Origin of the sequence: Pacificimonas pallii (assembly GCF_019204005.1) — a bacterium.
Lineage (GTDB): Bacteria > Pseudomonadota > Alphaproteobacteria > Sphingomonadales > Sphingomonadaceae > Pacificimonas > Pacificimonas pallii.
Window position 1 is genome coordinate 253,306 of the sequence record NZ_JAGSPA010000001.1, and the last position, 22,194, is coordinate 275,499.

16 protein-coding genes are annotated in these 22,194 nt (G+C 63.0%); 10 read left to right on the forward strand and 6 right to left on the reverse strand.

Annotated features, from left to right (window positions below; all coding sequences use genetic code 11):
* Positions 1-176: 176 nt before the first annotated feature.
* Entirely contained in the window at positions 177-1,721 is a 1,545-nt protein-coding gene (gene xseA, locus KCG44_RS01135; RefSeq protein ID WP_255536247.1) for an exodeoxyribonuclease VII large subunit, read from the reverse strand.
* A 121-nt stretch (positions 1,722-1,842) separates the two neighbouring features.
* Here xseA and KCG44_RS01140 point away from each other — a divergent pair, with 121 nt between their 5' ends.
* The 7 genes from KCG44_RS01140 (at position 1,843) to KCG44_RS01170 (ending at position 8,461) form a co-directional block, all read left to right on the forward strand.
* Positions 1,843-2,667, forward strand: a complete 825-nt coding sequence (locus KCG44_RS01140; protein WP_255536248.1) for a cytochrome b/b6 domain-containing protein — start codon at positions 1,843-1,845, stop codon at positions 2,665-2,667.
* Entirely contained in the window at positions 2,664-3,410 is a 747-nt protein-coding gene (locus tag KCG44_RS01145; RefSeq protein ID WP_218443680.1) for a molybdopterin-dependent oxidoreductase, read from the forward strand. Before KCG44_RS01140 ends, KCG44_RS01145 begins: the two co-directional genes overlap by 4 nt.
* Positions 3,411-3,550: 140 nt before the next feature.
* Entirely contained in the window at positions 3,551-6,193 is a 2,643-nt protein-coding gene (locus KCG44_RS01150) for an EAL domain-containing protein (protein WP_218443681.1), read from the forward strand.
* A gap of 197 nt (positions 6,194-6,390) precedes the next feature.
* Positions 6,391-7,119 carry a DUF1499 domain-containing protein gene (locus KCG44_RS01155; protein WP_218443682.1) on the forward strand — a complete coding sequence of 243 codons (729 nt, stop codon included), beginning with the start codon at positions 6,391-6,393 and terminating at the stop codon, positions 7,117-7,119.
* 70 nt (positions 7,120-7,189) lie between these two features.
* Positions 7,190-7,606, forward strand: a complete 417-nt coding sequence (locus tag KCG44_RS01160) for a hypothetical protein (protein ID WP_218443683.1) — start codon at positions 7,190-7,192, stop codon at positions 7,604-7,606.
* 19 nt (positions 7,607-7,625) lie between these two features.
* The gene (locus tag KCG44_RS01165; RefSeq protein WP_218443685.1) at positions 7,626-8,060 is read left to right on the forward strand and encodes a hypothetical protein; all 435 of its coding nucleotides are present in this window, start codon (positions 7,626-7,628) and stop codon (positions 8,058-8,060) included.
* Positions 8,054-8,461, forward strand: a complete 408-nt coding sequence (locus KCG44_RS01170; protein WP_218443686.1) for a DUF1499 domain-containing protein — start codon at positions 8,054-8,056, stop codon at positions 8,459-8,461. The genes KCG44_RS01165 and KCG44_RS01170 overlap by 7 nt, the downstream gene beginning before the upstream one ends.
* A gap of 15 nt (positions 8,462-8,476) precedes the next feature.
* On the opposite strand, the gene KCG44_RS01175 is transcribed toward KCG44_RS01170, so the two are convergent.
* The 4 genes from KCG44_RS01175 to scpA all read right to left on the reverse strand — a co-directional run bounded on the left by KCG44_RS01175 (position 8,477) and on the right by scpA (position 13,609).
* Complete coding sequence (locus KCG44_RS01175) at positions 8,477-10,096, reverse strand: carbon-nitrogen hydrolase family protein (RefSeq protein WP_218443687.1); 1,620 nt, start codon at positions 10,094-10,096, stop codon at positions 8,477-8,479.
* Positions 10,097-10,227: 131 nt separating this feature from the next.
* Positions 10,228-11,016, reverse strand: coding sequence for a heme-dependent oxidative N-demethylase family protein (locus tag KCG44_RS01180; protein ID WP_218443688.1), 789 nt, complete (start codon positions 11,014-11,016; stop codon positions 10,228-10,230).
* A gap of 107 nt (positions 11,017-11,123) precedes the next feature.
* Positions 11,124-11,474, reverse strand: a complete 351-nt coding sequence (locus tag KCG44_RS01185; protein ID WP_218443689.1) for a hypothetical protein — start codon at positions 11,472-11,474, stop codon at positions 11,124-11,126.
* The gene (gene scpA, locus KCG44_RS01190) at positions 11,474-13,609 is read right to left on the reverse strand and encodes a methylmalonyl-CoA mutase (RefSeq protein ID WP_218443690.1); all 2,136 of its coding nucleotides are present in this window, start codon (positions 13,607-13,609) and stop codon (positions 11,474-11,476) included. Before scpA ends, KCG44_RS01185 begins: the two co-directional genes overlap by 1 nt.
* A 242-nt stretch (positions 13,610-13,851) precedes the next feature.
* Between scpA and KCG44_RS14485 the strand changes: the two genes are divergently transcribed.
* Positions 13,852-16,023: an autotransporter assembly complex protein TamA gene (locus KCG44_RS14485; RefSeq protein ID WP_218443692.1), complete on the forward strand. Its 2,172-nt coding sequence runs from the start codon at positions 13,852-13,854 to the stop codon at positions 16,021-16,023.
* The gene (locus KCG44_RS01200) at positions 16,023-20,261 is read left to right on the forward strand and encodes a translocation/assembly module TamB domain-containing protein (RefSeq protein ID WP_218443693.1); all 4,239 of its coding nucleotides are present in this window, start codon (positions 16,023-16,025) and stop codon (positions 20,259-20,261) included. Before KCG44_RS14485 ends, KCG44_RS01200 begins: the two co-directional genes overlap by 1 nt.
* 85 nt (positions 20,262-20,346) lie before the next feature.
* Here the strand turns inward: KCG44_RS01200 and KCG44_RS01205 are convergent, their stop codons facing one another.
* On the reverse strand, positions 20,347-20,781 hold the full coding sequence (locus KCG44_RS01205; protein ID WP_218443694.1) for an ExbD/TolR family protein: 435 nt from the start codon (positions 20,779-20,781) through the stop codon (positions 20,347-20,349).
* A gap of 218 nt (positions 20,782-20,999) precedes the next feature.
* Between KCG44_RS01205 and KCG44_RS01210 the strand changes: the two genes are divergently transcribed.
* Positions 21,000-22,175: a CaiB/BaiF CoA transferase family protein gene (locus KCG44_RS01210; protein WP_255536250.1), complete on the forward strand. Its 1,176-nt coding sequence runs from the start codon at positions 21,000-21,002 to the stop codon at positions 22,173-22,175.
* Positions 22,176-22,194 lie beyond the last annotated feature (19 nt).

The window sequence follows — 22,194 nt, forward strand, 5'->3', positions numbered from 1 at the left end:
CTTCGCCAGAGCGGAATTTTAGGGCTATTCTGGCGAAAGCCGGGATGGCCTTTCCGCTGCGGGTAATGCTCGCAACGCCGACGCGGCGCTTGGCCACGTGTTCCGGCGGCCGTGGTGGCAGCCGCCGGGGGAGATGCGGTGCGGAACGAGGAGATGGCCGCGGACGGTCAGTCCAATCAGAACAGGTCCGCCTGACCGGCAGGTGGTTTTCGAATACGCGCGGACGGCTTCGGCCGCTTCGCAGGCGGCGGCGCGGCGCCCGTGAAAACCTCTACGGCATCATCGGCAAACCGCAGCATCATGCGCGCTTCACGCTTTGCAGTGGCGGCGCTGGTCACGACGCCGGTTTCGGTTTCGACGAGCGCGAAGCCACGGCTGAGCGGGCCGCGCGGGTCCAGCGACGTCAGGACGCGGCCAAGGTCGTCGAGGCGGCGCTGCTCCGCCGTCACGCGCCGTCGCAGGATGACAGGGTCAAGGCGGCGCGTGATGGATTTCGTTTCCGCGCTTTCACGGATCAGCATTTGCGACGCGGCGCGCACCGCCCGGTCGGCGAGCGCCGCAGCACGGTCGCCCCGCTGTGCGACGAAGCGCTCCAGCAGGGCCGGTTTCAGCGTTGCAGACACCCGGATCAAATCCTGACGGGCCACCCCTGCCCTCGCAGCGAGCGCTTTGGGCAGCCGCGCGGCGATGGAAGTGAACCTGTCTTCACGCCTGGCGAGCATGTCGGCAGGGTTTGGCATGCGGGCGCTGATATCGTCAAAGCGCTGCTGGCGGGCGGCGAGCACAGCCTCTGGCTGCGGCAGGCGGGCGGCGATCATGCGCAGGCGTTCGGCGCGGGCGCGTCCCGCGTTGCGAATGGCTGCCTGAAGGCGCGCGCCATATTCGGCGACCGTGGCGGCAAGGTCGGCGCGCACGGGAACGGCCTGTTCGGCGGCGGCGGTCGGTGTCGGTGCGCGAAGGTCGGCGGCGAAATCGGCAAGCGTCGTATCGGTTTCATGGCCCACCGCGCTCACCACCGGAATACCAGACGCGGCAATGGCACGGACGACGACTTCCTCGTTGAAGGCCCACAGATCCTCAATACTGCCGCCGCCGCGCGCAACGATGATCAGGTCGGGCCGGACGAAACCTTCCGCCGCGTTCAGGCCCTCGACACCCCGCGCGATTTCCTCTGCTGCGCCGTCGCCCTGAACCTTTGCGGGCCAAAGGATCACATCGCGCGGGAACCTGTCAGCCAGGCGGTGGAGAATATCGCGAATGACGGCACCGGTCGGCGACGTGACGATGCCGATGGTACGCGGCAGGAAGGGAATGGCGCGTTTGCGCTCGGCGGCGAACAGGCCCTCGGCGGCCAGGGCAGCCTTGCGTTTTTCAAGCAGCGCCATGAGCGCGCCTGCGCCCGCGACCCGCATGCGCTCAACGACGATCTGGTATTTGGAACGACCGGCATAGGTCGTCACCTTGCCCTCTGCGATGACGTCGAGGCCGTCTTCGGGCTGAAAATCCAGCCTGACACGCTGGCCGCGCCACATGACGGCATCGATGACGGCGTTCTCATCCTTCAACGTGAAATAGGCGTGGCCGGAGGCTGGCACTTTCCACCCCGATATCTCGCCGCGCAGACGAACATTGCCGAAGCGCTCCTCGACAGCGCGTTTCAACGCCTTTGACAGGTCGCCGACGCTATATTCGTGCGCGTTTGAGGGGGAGTCTTCGCTCATTGACGTCACGCTACCGATGCGCCGGACAAAAATCATCCCCAAAGCAGAATGTAACCCGGCCTGTTCCAATGGCGTATCTGTCGTTACCGTGCGCACAGGCATGGCGGGAGAGACAACGACCATGAGCAGCAATGCGAAGGGGCCTCTGGTCAAGCGGCACAGGCTGTCGACGCGTGTCTGGCACTGGACCAATATGGTCGCCATCTTCCTGCTGATCGGCAGCGGCGCCACGATCTTCAACGCGCACCCGCGCCTGTACTGGGGCGAATATGGCGCGAATTTCGACCCGGCATGGCTGGTGATCGACGACCGGCAGAGTGCCACCGGTCCGCGCGGCTTCGTCAATATCGGCGGCGCCGAATTCGATACGACGGGTGTGCTCGGTGTGTTTGAAAAGGGCGGGGAAACGCGCATGCGGGCCTTTCCCCACTGGGTGACGATCCCGGCTGAGTACAGCCTGTCTGCGGGACGGCGATATCACCTGCTTGGCGCGTGGATCTTTGGCGTCGCGGGCTTCGTCTATTTTTTCTGGAGTCTGTTCAATCGCCACATCCAGCGCGACCTGATCCCGCGCAAATGGCAGCTGACGCCTGCCTGCGTCAGGGCCGATATCAAAAACCATATAAAGCTGAACTTCATTCATTCCGGGACGGAGAAATACAGTCTGCTGCAGAAGCTAAGCTATGCTGGCGTGATTCTGGTGATCCTGCCCGTTCTCGTCGCCACCGGCCTCACCATGTCGCCGAACATGAATGCGGCATGGCCCTGGCTGCTGGATATATTCGGCGGACGGCAGTCTGCGCGGTCGCTGCACTTCATTGCCGCGTTCCTGTTGATCGCGTTCATTTTCGTGCACCTGATTCTCGTCGTCCTTGCGGGGCCATATAATGAAATCCGGTCGATGATTACCGGCAAGCTGCGCCTGCCTGCGGGAGACGGAAGATGACCAGTCGCAGAACCGTGCTCACCGGTATCGGCGCCTGCCTTATGCTGCCGGGGTGCGAGCGGATCGGGAAGACGAAGCCGGTCCATGACCTGCTTTACTCACTGGATGGCCTGACAATGCGCGCACAGCGCCTGGTCACCGCGCGCGGTGCGCTGGCGCGGGAATATACCGAAGCAGACCTGTCGCCGCGCTTCCGCGTAAACGGAACGCGCCAGCCGGCATCGGCGGATTATGCGCGGCACCAGAAGGAGGGTTTCGCCAATTGGCGGCTGAACGTCGGCGGCATGGTGCGACGGCCACTGCAAATCTCACTGAGCGACCTGCGCGCAATGCCGACACGCACGCAGATCACGCGGCATGACTGTGTCGAAGGCTGGAGCGCCATCGGCCAGTGGACCGGTGTGCAGCTATCGCGCATACTGGATTTTGCCCGCGTCTCGGAGCGGGCGAAATATGTGCTGTTCAGATGCGCAGACAACTATGGCGACACGCCCTATTACGAAACCGTGGACATGATCGAGGCGCGGCATCCGCAAACGATATTGGCCTGGGGCATGAACGGCGACATTCTGTCCGTGGCCCACGGCGCACCGCTGCGCCTGCGGTCGGAACGACAGCTGGGCTACAAGCACGCGAAATATGTCATGGGCGTCGAGGCCATTGAAAGCTTTGCCGAAATCGGCGGCGGCAAGGGCGGCTTTTGGGAGGACCGCTCCGGCTATGACTGGTGGGCGGGCATCTAGCCGCCGATCTGCCCGCGGCCCTTTTCCCTTATTGTCCGGCGCGGTGACGGAAAGCGGACGGGCGGCAAATCTCTTTTAAGATTTCGTGACTAGATCGACCAGGCGGTCGGTTCTTTCGGCCATGCGACATGGGAAACAGAATGCCGCGCCGCATTGCGCTATTGATTGTCTTGCTGATGTCCTGGGCCGGGCTCTCGGTGCAGGCAAATGATGCCATCTTCGGCACGCTGCCGGTCAACGGGTATGAAGCCGCAGCCGCAGCCGCGCGCGACGCAATGACCCGCGATGAGAAGCTCGCGCTTGATTACGCTCGCAAGGCAGAGGCGGAGGCCTTCCACATCGCCGAGCCGAAAACGCATGAGGCCGCCCTCATCACGTCGCTCTGGCTGCAAGCCGAGGCGCTGGCGCGCATGAACCGCAACGCCGACGCATCCCCCGTCATCGAGCAGGCGTTGACGCGGATCGAGGCCTTCCGTCCGGGCAGCAAGCTGCACGGCGATATTCTGCAGACCAGAGCATCGATCGCCAGCGGGAACGAGCAGATAAACCAGGCTTTGGAAGACCTTCATCAGGCACATAACATCTTCCGCGACCTTGGGGAAAGCCGCGGGCAGGCTATCACACTGCAAAATCTGGGCATGATCTACTGGCGCGCGCGGGACTATGGCCGGGTCCTCAACTATTATGCCCAGTCAATCGACGTTTATCCCGATGACCCGGTTCTCACCATGTCGAGCCATAATCATCGTGGCAACGCCCATAAGGAAATGGGTAATTACGCAAAAGCCGAGACGGCTTACACCAAATCCCTGGCTGTCGCGCGCAGCCTCGACTCCCCGGTGCTTGAGGCAGGGATTCTGGCGAATATTTCGTCGGCGCAGTTCCTGCAGGGCAGGCTGGACGAGGCCGATGCCACCGCAAATCTGGGCCTGGCACGCGATCTCGACAACGAAGGGGATTCGCGCGCCTTCCTATGGGGCATGAAGGCACAAATAGCTCACGCACGCGATGATCTGTGGACTGCCCGTATCCTGATCGAACGCACGTTCGAAGGCACCGACCTCAATGAAACGTCATGGCAGTACCGGGATTTCCATAACGCCGCGCACAATATCTATGACGCGCTCAATGAGCACGAAAACGCGTATCGCCACCTGAGCGCTTTCGGCCGGCTGGAACAGGCCGCCATGAAAGCGGCGAGTTCGACCCACGCGGCTCTGCTGGCATCGAAATTCGACGCCGCCAACCAGGAATTGCGGATTTCCAAGCTTCAGGCGGACCAGCTGCGCAATGACAAGCAGCTGCAGGATTCCAAGAATCGTCTTCAACTGATGACCGTGGGCAGTATTATCGCCGCCGCGGCGGTCCTGCTGATCCTGTCGGCGCTGTCATACGCGTTTCTGACAGTACGCAGATCGCACGCCGACGTCACCGAAGCGAACGACATGCTGACCCACGCGGCACGGCATGATGCGTTGACGGGACTGCCCAATCGCCCTTCGTTCCGAAACCTGCTGCACGCCGCGCTACAGGAACAGGCCGAGGGGAGGGGGAAATGCGCTTTGTTTCTGGTGGATCTCGACCGCTTCAAGCAGGTCAATGACACGCTCGGCCATGCCGCCGGCGATCACCTATTGTGCGGTGTGGCCATGCGCATTCAGGCAATCACGGGCAATTATGGCCATGTCTGCCGTCTCGGCGGCGACGAATTTGCCGTCATCATCACGGCGACGACCGATATCGATGAACTGACCGACCTTGCCGATGGCGTGATCGCCGATATTTCGCGCCCCTTTGTCCTGCCCGATGGCCGCGCTTCCGTCGGGGCGACAATCGGCGTCGCGATTGGACGCGAACATGGCGACACAGTCGATGCGCTGTCACGTTCAGCAGATCTTGCCCTATATTCGGCCAAGGATGCCGGCCGCGGGCGCCAGGCCTTCTATCAGCCCGCCATGCGAGAGGCTGCGGATCAGCGCCGCCGCCTGGAACAGGATTTGAACGAGGCGCTGGCACGCGGCCAGCTATCGGTACTTTATCAGCCGATTGTCAGTTCCAAGACATATGAAGTCGAAGCCTACGAAGCCCTGCTGCGCTGGAAACATCCCGAACATGGCTTTATCTCACCCGAAATCTTCATCCCCATTGCGGAGGATGCGGGTCTCATCAACCGCATTGGCAATTGGGTGCTGCGGAGCGCATGCGAAACCGCGATGCAATGGCCAGAGCATGTGAAACTGGCCGTAAACCTGTCATCGCTGCAGGTCGAGTCAGACGGGCTTGCGGCGACAGTGATCTCGGCGTTGTCGGCAAGTGGGCTACCGGCGGCACGACTGGAACTGGAAGTGACCGAAAGCGTCTTCCTGCGCCATGGCGACAGCACCAAGAATATGCTGGAGCGGCTGCGTGCCATTGGCGTCGAGCTGGCACTTGACGACTTCGGCACCGGCTATTCTTCACTCGGCTATCTGCACCGTGCGGATTTCGCGAAGATCAAGATCGACCGGACATTCGTGCGCGCCGCCGTCGATGGCTGGCAGGAGGGCGTCGCCGTTATCGAAGCCATCGTCTCGCTGGCGAACAGTCTGGGCATGGCGACGACTGCCGAGGGCATTGAAAGCGAATTCGAACGCGATGAAATGGTCCGGCTTGGCTGCACTCAGCTTCAGGGCTACTATTTCGGACGGCCCGCGCGTCACGAACGAGCGGTCAGGCAGGCCGATAAGGCAAAGTTCGCCGCCGACACGGAAAATATGAAATACGTCGATACGCGCGCCGCGTAATATCGCCCCGCATTTTAGCGCTTCTGAATGTAGCGGCGGAAATAGGGACAGGTACCGCCGCGATACCGGACAAAGCCCCCCTCCCGATGCGCAGAGTGGAGAGGGAATGACAACACTCTGGACGCCGATGCGCGCGCGGGCGTAGACAGGTTTCTGTAAGAGGCCGCATGTCTCGAACAATTCAGGGGGATGACGGGATGACCAGCAAAGCAGGGATTTTGAGCCGGATCGTCCTGCCAGCGGCGGTCATCGTGGCGATTGCCATCGCCATCTGCGGCCCGCTGGTCCGCTTCGGCGGCGTATCCTTCGGCACGGTTTTCCCCATTCTGGGTTTTGCCACCATGGCAGCCGGCGTGATAACGCTGATCGCACTGATCGCCTTGTATCTGGACTGGCGCGCAAAGCGAAATCTTGGCCGGTCGGCATTCGCGTTCGTGCTTGCGGCTGTGCCGTTCGCCTTCATGATGTCGCTGGCCATCACCGGCCGCAGTGTGCCGGCCATCCACGACATCACCACCGACACCGAGACGCCGCCGGAATTCGCCGCCATCCTGCCGCTGCGCGCCGATGCGCCGAACCCACCGGAATATAATCGCGACTTCACCGCGCAGCAGAAGGCGGCCTATCCCGAACTGCAGACGCTGGTTTTGAATAGGCCCTATGACGACGTCTTCGCAGAAGCGCTGGATGCGGTTAAGGACCGCGGCTGGGATCTTGTGGCCAGCGATCGCGCCGCCGGACGGATCGAAGCGACGGAAACGACAGCGTGGTTCGGATTCAAGGATGATGTCGTCATTCGCGTCCGCCGCGCAGGCCCGGCGACAACGGAAGTCGACATCCGCTCCAAATCGCGCATGGGCATGAGCGACCTTGGTGCCAATGCCGCGCGGATCCAGGGCCTGCTTGGCGATATTGCGGACGGCTAACGCGCAGGCGAAATGGCGCTGGTCCATCAAAACATGCCATTACGAAAATCAAAGAACAGGGATTTCCAACATGTACCGCACGATCTCAATCGCCGCACTTGTCATGGCCATGCCGGTCCTTCTCACTGCCTGTGCCACGACATCTTCCGTCACGCAGGCGCCGGCGACGCAGGGGACAAGCCGTGTCTTTGACGGCAATTACGACACGGTGAAGGCTGCCGCCCTTCAGGCTGTGGAGCGTATGAACGTCAATGTGAAGGGGACGGACGAAAACGCCGAGCGCTTCCAGATTGAATTCACCAAGAAAGTGTCGGCATTCAGCTGGGGCGAAGTCGGCGTGGTGAACGTCCTTCCAGGCACCGGTGATCGGACGACGGTTGTGGTCAATTCCGCAAAACGGTCGACCATGCAGATCACCGGCACCGCGGAAAGCGAATTCGCCGAAGAAATATTCAAGAACGTCGAAGAGAGCCTTGCGGCGCTGTAAGGTCCATAGGCTCGCCCTGATGGCGGTGGCTGCGGGCATGCTGATTCCCGCATGCGCGCCCTTGCGGTCGGAGCCCCTGATTGTCGGCAGCGATTCCCGCTATGGCCGCGTGATCGAGGCAGAGCGTACGGAGATAAAAAGCGGCGAATCGCGCGCTGAAAGGTCGGCGATGGCGGCACTGTCGCTGAATCCGGTCGTTGCCGCGGTGGCCATGCTTGGCGTCGAGGATGATTTCGGACGCGCGCACATCAATGACTATAAGGTGCTCTTGACGACCGGCACGCAGATCGAGACGCGCAGCCGCTACATCGTCAAGGTGGGCGAATGCGTGATGATCCGGTCCGCTGGCGAGGGCCGCTCGATTATCATCCGCCAGCCGGGCGATAGCTGCCTGCCTGCCGCGATCTCCGGCTCCACGCCGAAACCCTGGCATACCGGGGACAACCCATGCTGAACGACATCACCACCGACCTTGCCAACCCGCCGCGCTTCGAATTGACCGGCGATGGACCGCCGGATTTCGATAGCGCCACGATCGGTGAACATGTCAGTAAATATGGCAATCTGGAACCCATCATTCTGGCTGAGGACATGCCCGCGGCCTTTCGCCGTGTCCGGAACGAGGTTGAAGCGCGGCGCTGGAAACTCGTCGCCGCAGATGAACAGCGCGGACAATTGGAGGCAATCGCCGTCACGCGCCTGCTGCGCTTCAAGGACGACATCGTCATCCGCCTGACGGCGGAGGATACAGGAACGCGCATCGACCTGCGCTCGAAATCCCGCGTGGGGCGTGACGATTTCGGTGCCAATGCCAAAAGGATCGGTGCGTTTCTGAATGCGCTCAAACGCGGCTAGCGCACGGGCGGGGTACTAGCCGCCGCCCGGTGCCCTGTTCGGGCGGTGATGTCCATGCGGCGGTGCGGGCGCGGCGCGCGGGGCTTTCGACCAGTCGATCCGGTAAAGATCGAAGCGGCGATCGCTGAGGTTTCTGACAGTGCCCTCCGCCCGTGCCCAGGTCAGGTCGTCCAGATTGACGTCGGCGATGGTCAGCGTTTCGATATTCTCGCTGGCTTCCGCCGCGATACCATCGCGCGCGAAGGGAAAATCGCATGGTGTCAGGATGCAGGACTGCGCATACTGGATGTCCATATTGTCGACACCGGGCAGATTGCCGACATTACCGCTCAGAACCACGAAGCACTGGTTTTCAATGGCGCGCGCCTGCGAGCAGTAGCGGACCCGCATATAGCCCTGGCGGCTGTCGGTGCAGAAGGGCGTGAAGATGATCTGTGCGCCCTCGTCCACCAGCCGCCGGGCAAGCTCGGGAAACTCGCTGTCATAACAGATGAGGACGCCAATGGGACCGCAGTCGGTCTGGATGACACCGACATCGTCGCCGCCCTTGATATTCCACCAATAGGCCTCGTCCGGCGTCGGGTGGATCTTTTCCTGCGCATGCACACTGCCGTCGCGCAGGCAGACATAAGCGACATTCTGAATGTCTCTGTCCGGCGTACGCGTCGGATGCGACCCGCCGATAATGTTGACATTATAAGCAAGCGCCAGCGTTGAAAGCGCCTCGACAAGCGGCTCGGTATGTTCCGACAAGCGGTCGATCGCCTGCATCGGCGTCAGCTTTTTCGTTTCATAGCTGAGGAGAGACAGGGTGAAGAGTTCGGGGAAGACCACGAAATCGGAATCATAGTCGGCCGCGACATCGACGAAATACTCGACATTGGCGATGAACTCTTCGAACGTCTTCACTGTACGGGCCTGTAGCTGGACAGTGGCCAGCCGCACGCCCCGCACGCCGCGCTGCACGCGGAATTCCCTCTGCTCGTCCGGATCTATATAGGGATTGCGCCAGACCATGTGCACGGCATGCCCGCCCGATGGTTCGTCCTCGGGCAGATAGTTTTCCAGAACGCCGATGGCCTGGAAGCCGTTCTTCATCTGGAAACCGAGCGTCGTGTCGCGCAGCTTCCCCTCGGCGACGCCTTCGACATAATCCTGCGGCGTCTCCACCCTGTCCTTGCGTCGGCGGTGCGCGCGGGCATAGCCGGGCATACGGCCGCCAAAGACAACGCCTTTCAGCTCCAGCCGCTCCACCAGTCCGCGCCGCGCCTCGTAAAGCCGCCGCCCGATCCTGAGGCCGCGCTGCTTCTGGGAGACCACCATTTCGATGCCGTAAAGCCAGTCGCCGGTCGGATCGTGACGGCTGCCATATCCATTGCCGGAAATCGCCTCCCAGTCATGCGGCGCCAGCGCGACCGCTTCATCGATGCGGGAGGAGGCGCAATATCCGGCAACCTCGCCGTCCATGATGACGACGAATTGCCCGTCTGGAAAATTGTTGATCTGCCCACGGATCATGCTGGGCGTGTAATTTTCCACGCCCACATAAACTTCCCCGATCAGCCGCACGATTTGCGGAACATCGGCCGGGACAGCATTACGAACTTCGAGTTTTGCGGGGGTATTGCGGGGCATACGCAAACCATAGCGCGGCATCAATGGCAGCGCGAGTGGTTACGCTGCCGCTGATGCCACAAGGGTCATTCGCAACGCACCAATTTCGTCAGCCACGCCAAGTCGCGAGATAGACCGGCACGCCGGTAGCATTAATGTTCCCTCATTCCGGCGAAGCGGGCCAGGGCGCTGGCATAAGCAGGCGCACCGCGGCGGTCGCCCTCTCCCTGCACAAGCTGCGTCACGGCGTGGACAAGGCGGTCGATATTGGTCCTGGACAATGCCCCGAGCTGTTCGACGTAAACGCCGATGGTAAAAACGATCGCGCCGGTTTCCGGCATGCGGCGCAGCGTTTGCCGTTCGGAGCGCACAAAAAGTGTCTCGCCTGCGTTATCGGGGGTCACATGCGCAAAGGCGATCTCCGGCGGGGGCGCAACCCAGCGGCGCGCGCGGGTCGCGGCGATGAACCAGTTGCAGCGGCCATAGATCGCGCCCGGCTTGAGCTTGGCCATGAAATGATCGACCCCGCTGGCGAGTTGATCTTCGTAGCCCTGGATCGGCGCATGCAGCGCGCGCAGCGGCAAGCCCATTTTGTCGGCCGGGGTCCAGTCGGACGGCCAGGCCACCGCTGTGCCGACGAGGCGGTATTGATCCTCGCCTTCGCGCAAGGTGAGGAGGCACATATCCTCGTGGTGCGCCCGCGCCGCTTCCGGGAGGCCGCCCGAAAGGCCGAGCATCGCGGCAAGTTCTGCCCCGGAAGCATCGCCGTCGGGCAACAATTGCACGCCTTGCGGATAGGCCGCGAAACCCTCGGCCCGCGCGGCCAGGTCGGGCCCGGGTTGCAGCCATTCGCTCTCGCCCAGCTTGGCCAGCCCCATCCTGAGCTGCCCTCCCCCGCGCGCCTTGGGCAGAAGCGCATCGACGGAAAAGCCAAGCGTCACAAGCCTATCCCGTCACCCCCGCCAGCGGAGTCAAGCCGAGCTTGGCGAACAGCGCCGCGATGTTCTCACGGATCCCATTGATGTGGATCGCAAGCATCATCTCCATCTCAATCGAGCCCATTAATCCAGTGAGATAAAAAGAAACCGGTACCCAGCGCGAGTAACCACATACATGCGCCCCGCGACCAGTGGACCCACCGGTCCAGCGCCATGCCCTTCGCCCGGAGTTTCACGATGCGGTCGGCAGCGACGATGGCGATGAACGCAGCGGCCGCTACCACGATGATGACGAGCCCTATCTTTCTTCTTGTTAACCCAGCTTCAGGCCCTGCTAGCGAAAGCACCGCACCAAGAATCAGCAGTGCAATCGTCGCCAGATACTTCAGAAAATCATAAAGAAGCAGATCCGGATCCCGCTCGTCCACCTTCAAGCCCACCGTCTCTTCTGCATCGTTCATCAGCTTTCCTCCTCCGCAGGCGGCATGTTGTGGCCCAGCAGGCGCAGCACGTCCGCCGCGCATTCGACCACATTGCTGCCCGGACCGTAAATGCCCTGCACTCCGGCATCGCGCAGGAAGTCGTAATCCTTCTGCGGGATCACGCCGCCGGCGATGACCTTGATGTCGGGACGGCCCGCCTCACGCAGCAGGCCGATCAGTCCGGGGATCAGCGTCTTGTGGCCCGCGGCAAGGCTGCTTGCGCCGATGGCGTCGACGTTGTTCTCGAGCGCCATGTCGCGCGTTTCCTCCGGCGTCTGGAACAGAGGGCCGGAGATGACCTCGAAGCCCATGTCGGCGAAGGCGCTGGCAATCACATTGGCGCCGCGGTCGTGGCCGTCCTGGCCCATTTTGGCGACCATCAGCTTCGGCGCGCGGCCGAGGCGGCGTTCGACCGCCCTTACACCCTCAACCACCTGGTCGTAGCGGCTGTCTTCCTCGTAAGCGGCGGCGAAGACCCCGCGCACCGGTTTGGGCACGGTGTCGTAGCGGCCATAGGAATCTTCCATCGCCTGACTGATTTCGCCCAGTGTCGCATCATGGCGCGCCGCCTCGACCGCCAGTGCGAGGAGATTGCCTTCCTTCTGTGCCGCGCCGCGAGCCAGCGCATCGAGCGCGGCCTTGCAGGCGCATTCGTCGCGGCCCTCGCGGACTTTCCCGAGGCGCGCGATCTGGCTCTGGCGCACGGCATGGTTGTCGATGTCGAGCGTGTCGATATCGGCCTCTTCGGGCAGGCGGTACTTGTTCACGCCTACGATTACCGTCTCGCCCTTGTCGACGCTGGCCTGCTTGGCGGCAGCGGCCATCTCAATCTGCGCCTTCGGTTTGCCGCTGGCCACATATTGCGTCATGCCGCCCGCCGCCTCGACCTCGTCAAGCAGCTTGCGAGCCTCCTCGATCAGCGCCGAGGTCAGGCTTTCGACATAGTAACTACCTCCGAGCGGATCGGCGACCTTGGTCACGCCGGTCTCTTCCTGGATCACAAGCTGCGTGTTACGCGCGATGCGGGCGGAGAAGTCGCTCGGCAGGGCGATCGCCTCGTCCAGCGCATTGGTATGCAGGCTCTGCGTGCCGCCCAGTACCGCCGCCATCGCCTCCACCGTGGTGCGGATGACATTGTTGTAGGGGTCCTGTTCCTGCAAGCTGACCCCGCTGGTCTGGCAGTGGGTGCGGAGCATCTTCGACTTGGGGTTCTGCGCCCCAAGACCTTCCATCACATCGTGCCACAGATGCCGCGCCGCGCGCATCTTGGCGATCTCCATGAAGAAGTTCATGCCGATGCCCCAGAAGAAGGACAGGCGCGGCGCGAAGGCGTCGATATCGAGGCCCGCTTCCATCGCGCGGCAGGCATATTCCTTGCCGTCGGCGATGGTGAAGGCAAGTTCCTGCACCGCCGTCGCCCCGGCCTCGTGCATGTGATAGCCCGAGATCGAAATGCTGTTGAATTTCGGCATATTGGCCGAGGTGTAGGCGATGATGTCGGAGACGATCCGCATGCTCGGCTCGGGCGGATAGATATAGGTGTTGCGGACCATGAACTCCTTGAGGATGTCGTTCTGGATGGTTCCGGCGAGCTTGTCCTGGCTCACCCCCTGCCGCTCCGCCGCGACGATGTAGAAGGCCAGCACGGGGATCACCGCGCCGTTCATCGTCATCGAAACGCTCATCGTGTCGAGCGGGATCTGGTCGAACAGGATTTCCATGTCGCGCACGGTGTCGATCGCGACGCCCGCCTTGCCGACATCGCCGACCACGCGCGGATGATCTGAATCGTAGCCGCGATGGGTGGCGAGATCGAACGCGACGGAGAGGCCCTTCTGCCCGGCGGCAAGGTTGCGGCGATAGAAGGCGTTCGATTCCTCGGCGGTGGAAAAGCCCGCATATTGCCGGATCGTCCACGGACGGCCGGTATACATCGAGGCGTAGGGCCCGCGCGTGTAAGGCGCGAAGCCGGGAAGGCCGGGATCGAGATCGGCGGCGTCTTCGGCAGTGTAAACGGGATCGATGGTGATCCCCTCCGGCGTTTCCCACGCAAGGTCCTTGCCGCGCACTTCCTTGTCCGCCTTTTCATGCCAGTCCGACTTCTTCGCCACCATGCTGTCTCCTTTGCGGGCGCTTAAAGCGAAAAATCGCGGCGACTGCCACCCCGCTGCGCGCACCCTTCGCCGGTTTCGATTGATCAATGACCCCGGTACGGGCGCAGGTCGCGTTCGCCGAAAGTTTCGGTCTTGCCTACGCACCGGTTCGGCATAAGGCTGTCTGAACAAATAGATCGGCGCGAATAGGACGGGTCTGAATCGCGCTTTCGCGCGTTCGCGGCATGGTTGGATAAGAATAAGTGAGCACTCCCTGCACCTTTCTGATGATCGCGGCGATCGCGGCTGGCGCTGCGACCGCTTCTGCCGCGCAGGAAAAAGCTGTCGCTACGCCTGACGCGATGCCCGCCGAGGACGTCACTCCGATCATTGCAGACGACGCGTTCGAAGCGGCATTGCCAAATCTCGACGCGGCCGATTCGGAACGCGCCGACAATGCTCTTGAGGCGAAAGAGACACGGGACGAACTGGCGGACGAGGTGAACGCCGCGGAACAGGAAGCCGGTGACACGCCTGATGAAATCGTCGCCCTGCCCGCGCTGGAAGACGGGCCGCCGGATGAGACACTTGCCGATGCGCCGCTGACGGACAAGGCGCTGGCGGAACCGCTCGTCCCTCTGGCCAGTTTCGACGTGCGCGTACCGGATGAGCCCACGGAAGAGGCAGCCGAAGCGCTGCCCGCTATCGGCTATCGCCTGATGATCGAAGGTCTGGCCGAGGTCGGGCTGGAGCGCATGTTCAGGAGCGTCTCGTCGCTGGTGGATGGTGACGGCGAAGCGGCGAACGCCGCCATGCTGTCCGCACGCGCCGATGAGGATGCCGTGCTTGCGATCCGGCTGCTGAGGTCACGCGGATATTATGATGCCACGGCGGATGCGGTCATCGTGCTGCCGCCTGAGCCGGACGGCCGCTACCGCGTCGACCTGGTCGTGAATGCAGGCGCGCAATATACGTTTGAATCGGTGACGGTGAAGGGTGAGGACAAGGCCATCCCGGCGCGGCTGGTCTCGGACAATCTGGAAGTGAAACCCGGCGCGCCCATCATCGCGGACGATGTTCTGGCCGCAGAAGCAACCGTCAGCCTGCGTTTCCCCTTCAACGGCTATCCCTTCGCAGAGGTGCAGGACCGGGACATCCTGCTCGACGGCGAAACGAAGACCGGCGAATATACGCTGCCGGTCGAACTTGGCCCCCGCGCCAGCTTCCGCGGCTTTCAGACCGAGGGCGACGCCGTATTCAAACCCGATCATCTCGACCTTCTGGCACGCTTTGAAGAGGGCGAGCTTTACGACGTTCGCAAGCAGGATGACCTGCGCGAGGCCATGATCGCGACCAGCCTCTTTAACAGCGTTTCCATCGAACCGGTGCGCACCGGTGTCGAGGCGCCTGACGGTACGGAATATGTCGACCTGCTGGTGCGGCAGCAGGCCGGTCTAACGCGCTCGCTACAGGCCGAAGCGGGGTTCAGCACCGGTCAGGGGTTCAAGATCGAAGGACGCTGGATCGACCGCAATTTCTTCCCGCCTCAGGGTGCGCTGGAAGCGCTGGCGACCATCGGCACGCAGGAACAGGGAATCGGCGCGCTATTTCGCCGCTCGAACGCGGGACAGCGTGACCGCACCGTGCAACTCGGCTTCGATGTTCGCAGACAGGATTTCGATGCGTATAATGCGCGCACCGCAAGCTTCATCGGCCGCGTCAGCCGGGAATCGACCCCAATCTGGCAAAAGCGCTGGACCCATGCATATGGCGTTGAATTGATCGCGTCTCAAGAAACGCGGTTTGACGAAAATCAGGGCGAGAGCGACCGGGACACGTTTTTCATCGCCGCGCTGCCGGGTCAGCTTGGCTTTGACTCCACGGACAATCTGCTGGACCCGACGAGCGGGTTCCGCGCCGCCGTGCGTCTGAGCCCGGAAGCGTCCCTGCAGGGCGGCGGTTTCGACCCTTATGCGCGCGGCCTACTCGATGTCAGCGGCTATCGGGGGCTTGGCGAATCCTTCGTTCTGGCGGGACGGATCCGTCTTGGCAGTATTGTCGGTGTTGCGCGTGACGACCTGGCCCCATCGCGGCGTTATTATGCTGGCGGCGGCGGCAGCGTTCGCGGCTTTGGCTATCAGGAAATCGGTCCCCGCGACGCGGACAACGACCCCATTGGCGGGCGCAGCGTCACAGAAGCCGCCATTGAGGGCAGATACCGCTTCGGCAATTTTGGCGCGGTCGCCTTCATCGACGCGGGCCAGGTATCCCGGGATCAGATCCCCGGTATCGACGACATGCGTTACGGCATCGGTATCGGCGCGCGTTATTATACCAATTTCGGGCCGTTCCGCGCCGACATCGCCATACCGCTCAACCGGCGTCCCGGTGAATCGCGCTTCGGCGTTTACATCTCCATCGGGCAGGCCTTCTGATGGCCGCGGAGACCGAAACCATGGACAACGAGACGCCCGAAACGCGTGAGAAGACGTCGGCGGGCAGCGCGGCGGTGCTGAAGTGGTTCGGCATATCGCTGGCAGCGCTGCTGCTGCTGGCCGTGCTTCTGGTCTTCGCACTCGACACCGGGCCGGGGCGGCGCTTTGTGGCGCAGCAGGTGAATGGCCTGGAATTTGAAAATGGCCTGGATATCGAAATCGGTGAGATCGAGGGATCGATCTATGGCGAGATGGTGCTGAAGGACCTGACGCTCGCTGACCCTGAAGGTGTGTTCCTGACAATACCGACCGCGCGGGTCGACTGGCACCCCGCCGCCTATGCGGGCGGCCTGATCGATCTCGACACGCTCAATGTGCCGGTGGCAACGCTCAGCCGCCTGCCCGTGTTCGCCGAAACGCCGACGGAACCCGATGCGCCGCTGATCCCGAATATCAATCTGGAGATTGACCGGCTGGACATTGGCCGCCTGAATGTCGGTGACGCGGTTACGGGAAAGCCGCATGCATTGACCCTGTCGGGCAATGTTCTGATCGATCACGGACAGGCGACGATCGACGCGGCGGCCAAGGCTCTGGAAGAGGATGGCCTTGCGGGCGGTGATACGCTGGACCTGTCCTTGATCGTCGACCCGGCGCAGGACGAACTACAGGTCGCGCTGACGCTTGATGCCCCGGCAGACGGGCTTGTCGCCGGATTGACCGGCGTCGAGCGGCCCCTGACGGCACGAATCGCCCAGTCGGTCGGAACCTGGAGCGACTGGCACGGCGAGCTGCAGATCGACTCAGCCGGCACCGCGATCGCGCGGGTCGCGCTGAGTGCGGAGGCCGGAACATACCGCGCCAAGGGCCCGCTGAACCTCTCGAGCATGCTGGAAGGCGCGGCGGCGCGGATGGCGGGCGACCGGCTGGACGTCGACCTTTCCGTCATTACCGGCGGCGAAATCACGGGCATTGACATGGCGCTGCGATCGCCGGTGTTCACGCTCGATACGGCGGGCGGCCTGCGGACAGAAACCAGCCGCTTCGATGACATACGCATCAGCGCGCAGCTGTTGACGCCGGGCGCAATCGCCGAAGGACTGACCGGGCGCGCCGTGCGGGCAGAGGCGGTTCTGGACGGCGCGGTGTCGGCGCCTGCCATCGAATATACGATCACGGCGGGTGCGCTTGGCATGGGCGATATCATGATCGAGAAGCTGTCGGCATCCGGCACCGGCACGAGCGACGGACAGCGCATGACGGTGCCGCTAAAGGCGACGGCGGCCCGCGTGAGCGGCCTGCCCGATACCGTCGGCGGACTGATGACCAATCTGACGGCGTCGGGCACATTCCTGATCGCGGACGGGCGCGCGATGAGTGACAATCTGAAATTGTCGTCCGACCGGATCGACGTGACCGCCCTCGTCATCGCCGACTTTGCCAGCGGTACCTATACCGGCGGTATTCAGGGGCAGCTCAACAGCTATGAAGTCGCAGGCGTCGGCCTGGTCGACGTGACGGCGGACATCAAGCTGGTACCCGGCGCGGACGGCGCCATCGGCCTGCGCGGCCCCGTCGATATCCGTACACGCCGGATCGACAATGAATATGTGCGTGAATTCCTGGGCGGTCCGGCACGCGTTACGGCCGACTTTACCGCGCGCGGCGACGGTATTTATGGCATCGAGAACATCCGGCTGAGTGCGAAAGGCGCAAGGGGGACAGGCCGGGGGCGCTATACGCCCGACGGCCGCATCGCGCTCGATATGAAAGGCACGAGCCGCGCCTATGGACCGTTCTCCGCCAAGGTGCGCGGTACCGCCTCGGAACCGGTCATCCGCGCCCGCGTCAAGAATCCCACGATCGGCATCCCCTTCTCGAATGTGGACGCGGTCATTCGCGGCACGGCGAAGGGCTATGTGATCGACGCAGAGGGCGGGACGCCCTATGGGCCTTTCACGGCCAATCTACTGCTCCGCCCCGATGCCGTGACGACCATCGATGTCGTGAAGGCGACGCTGGCCGGGGTTACGGCGACCGGCACGCTGCGCCAGGCGCCCAGCGGCCCCTATGTCGGTGATCTTGCGCTTTCCGGCGGCGGCGTCGAAGGTATATTGGCGCTCAAGGCCGAGGGCGCGCTACAGGCGGCGCATGTCGATGCGCGGGTACGCAATTTCAGGACGCAGGGCATACCGCCGGTCGCGATCCGGCGCGCGGATATTGATACGAAGATCCTGCTGACGGACGCCGGTCTCAGGTTCGAGGGCAGCGCGCAGCTGGCCGGGCTGACCTCTGGTACATTTCGTCTGTCACGCGCCCGCGCCGAATTCGACCGCGCTGGCGACGGCACCGGCACTATGCGCATCGTCGCCGAGGGCCGGGCACCGACACCCTATGAGGTGGCCGTCAATGCACGGCTGCGCGCCGATGGCATCCGTGCCGCGATCAGGGGTGAGCTGGCCGGGCAGGCATTCAGCAGCGCCAAGCCCGCGCGCATCGCGATCGAGCCGGACGGCACCTACCGCCTGGCCCCGGCAACGATCCGTTTCCGGCAGGGCGACATCAAGGTCGCCGGCAGCTATGGCACCGGACTGAAACTGCAGACACGTTTCGAAAAATTCGACCTCGGCATCCTGAACGCCTTTTCCCCCAAAGCGGGCATTGGCGGGCGCGCCAGCGGCAGCATCGACTGGGCGCAGGCAACGGCCTCGGCTTTCCCGGAGGCAGACATGCGCCTGTCCCTCGACGACTTTACGCGGTCGGGCGCGGTCGCTGTCTCCCAGCCGGTCGATATCGAAATGGCTGCGCGCCTGGACGCAGAAGGCGGGCGGGCGAACGCGGTCATGCGCGAGCGCGGGCGGGTTGTCGGGCGCATGAAGATCGCGCTGTCCCCCCTTTCCGCCACTGTGGGTCCGTGGACTGAACGCCTGCTCGGATCGCCGCTGTCTGGCGGCCTGCGCTATAACGGACCCGCAAGCGCGCTGTTTTCGTTTGCAGGGCTGGAAGGGCAGGCGCTTGACGGGCCGCTCGCCATTGCCGCGGATGTTTCGGGCCAGGTCAGCGCGCCGCAACTGGCGGGCGTCGTGAAGGCGAATGCACTGATCTATGAAAACGAGATTTACGGCACGCGCATTGCGGACATCGCCGTTGACGGCCGTTTCACCAATACCGATTTCATATTGAATTCGCTGACCGGCAAGGCGGGCAGCGGCACGGTTTCGGCTTCCGGCCGTGTGAGCCTGTCAGAAGATGAGGGCTATCCCGTCGATCTCAGAGTGACGATGGCAAACGCGCAGCTTGCCGAGGCGAATTCGATATCGGCGCGCGTTTCCGGCAATCTCGACATTGCGAACGGTCCGAACCAGCGTGCGCTAATCTCCGGCACCCTCACCATTCCCGAGGCGCGTTACCGGATCACCCAGCAGGGCGGCGTCGAGATCGCCGATCTGGACGGTGTCCGCCGCAAACCCGCAAAATTGCGCGATCCCGATGATGTCGCTGGGGATGAGATCGCCCCGCCCTCCGACTGGGCGCTCGATATCGACATCCGCGCGAATGACCGCATCTTTGTGAGCGGCATGGGACTGGAATCGGAATGGCGCATGGCACTGAACGTCGGTGGACGGCTGAGCGACTACCGGGTCAGCGGCAATCTGGAGGTCATTCGCGGGACGGTCGGCTTCGCCAATTCGAATTTCGAACTGGAGCGCGGCGTGATCGACTTCACAGGCGAACCGGAAATCAATCCGCGCCTCGACATTCGGGCGGAGACAGACGTCGATTCCGTCACTGCGATCATCAATATCAATGGCCGCGCCTATGACCCCAGGATCAGCTTCTCCTCGCGGCCCGCGCGTCCGGAGGATGAAATCCTGTCGCTGATCCTGTTTGGCGGACCGCCATCCGAACTCGGCGCACTCGAAGCGGTACAGCTGGCGGCCAGCCTGAACAGCCTGCGCGGATCGGGCGGCGGGCTCAACCCGCTGGCCGAGCTTCAGGGCGCGACCGGATTCGACCGCCTGCGTATCAAGGGAGCCGACGAAGCAACCGGCCGCGGCACGGCGCTGGCTGTCGGAGAATATCTGGCGGACGATATCTATCTGGAAGTGGTCACCGATACCCGCGGCTTCACGGCGACCCAGATCGAAATCGCGCTGTCGAAGGCGCTGAGCATCCTGTCGAGCGTATCGACGTTCAGCGGTCAGAGCGTCAATCTGCGCTATTCAAAGGACTATTAGGGCGCGCGCGGCGAGCCTATCTGGGATACAAAGCATCTGAATGCCATCATCCCGACGTCGGTCCGCGCGATGCCTGGCCGCAGATTCAGCTCTTCACAAACCGGTGGTTCCCGACGAAACCGACTTTGTCGAAACCACCGCGCTGCAGGGCGGCCATGATTTCGACTACTGGCGCATAGGGGGCGACACCGTCGGGCTCGACATGGACGCGCAGATTTGCCGGATCGTGGTTCATCAGGGCGGCATCGATGGCCCGCGCACGCTGAACGGGGTTGTTCTCCTCAAGCGCAACCGGCTGACCATCGACACGCACAATACCCAGAAAATCGACGTCGATCTTCAAGATGGGCAGCGGCGCGGCGTCGGCGGCAGTATCGCCCCGCGGCAAATCCATCAATGTCGAGTTCGTCATGATCGGAATGGTCATCATGATCATGACCAGAAGCACCAGCATCACGTCAATGAGCGGCGTCGTGTTCATTTCAGGAACCGGGTCCGGTGGTTGCAAGGGTACGCGCATGATCTTCTCCTCCCAAAGAAAATGTTACGTTATCACATCGACCTGGAAATTGCCAGTTCGCGCGGCCCGCGCGCGACAGGATGTCGGCAAATCCCTGCGGGTGTTCATGCGACGCTTCAGAATTGAGGACTTGACGGCGGGCGGCGCAGGCGATGGTGACAGTCGCGCTTATTTTTGTCAGGACATCCGCTATCTCCAGACCCGCGCCTCTTCATGGCATGAAAGTTCTCGACCTCAGCCGCGTGCTCGCCGGGCCGTGGTGCACGATGATCCTGGCCGACCTTGGCGCGGAAATCATCAAGATCGAAAATCCGAACGGCGGCGACGACACACGACGCTGGGGGCCGCCTTATGTCGGCACGGAGTCGGCTTATTATCTGTGTGCCAATCGCAACAAAAAAAGCGTCGCCATCGATATCTCCACGGCGGAGGGGCAGGAGATCGTCCGCACGCTCGCCGCCGGCGCCGACGTGCTTGTCGAGAACTACAAGCTGGGCGGACTGGAGAAATTCGGGCTGGGGTATAAGGCGCTATCCGCGCTCAACCCGCGCCTGATCTACTGTTCGATTTCGGGCTATGGCCGCCAGTCGCCGCTCGCGGCGCGGCCGGGATATGATTATGTCATTCAGGCCGAGGGCGGACTGATGTCGGTAACCGGGCCAGCGGATGGCGAGCCGATGAAAGTCGGCGTTGCGGTCGCCGACCTCTATACCGGCATGGCGGCGGCCCAGGCCGTGCTAGCGGCCATTGTCGCGCAGCAGCGCGACGGCACCGGACAGCATATCGATATGGCGCTGTTCGATGCGCAGCTCGCCATGCTGGCGAATGTCGGCGCGGCGTATCTTGCGACCGGCGAAGACCCGCCGCGGCTCGGCAACCAGCATCCCACGGTGGTTCCCTATCAGGTCTTTGCGACCAGCGACGGCAGCGCGGTCGTCGCGGTCGGCAATGACCGGCAATTCGCAGCCCTCTGCAAAGGCCCGCTCGCACGGCCGGAACTGGCGGCCGACGAACGCTTTCAGACGAACGCGGCGCGGGTGCGAAATCGCAAGGCGTTGATCCCGCTGCTTGCCGCGCGCATTGCCGAGGAGCCAACGGCGTTCTGGCTTGAGGCGATGCGCGCCAATGGCACGCCGTGCGGCGAAGTGCGCAGCGTCGGTGCGGCGCTGACCTCTCCTGAAGCCATGGCACGGCAAATGGTGCGGCAGGTTCAGCATCCCACGGAAGGCGAAATCGGCCTGGTGGCATCGCCGCTGAAACTCGGCGCAACACCGGTGGTCACCCCCGCCGCGCCGCCGCTGCTGGGGCAGCACACGGACGAGGTGCTCGCCGCCCTGCCCGGCCATGACGAAGCCAGCATCCTTGACCTTCGCGAGCGTGGCATCGTCGCCTGAACGGCGCTAGGGATGGCGC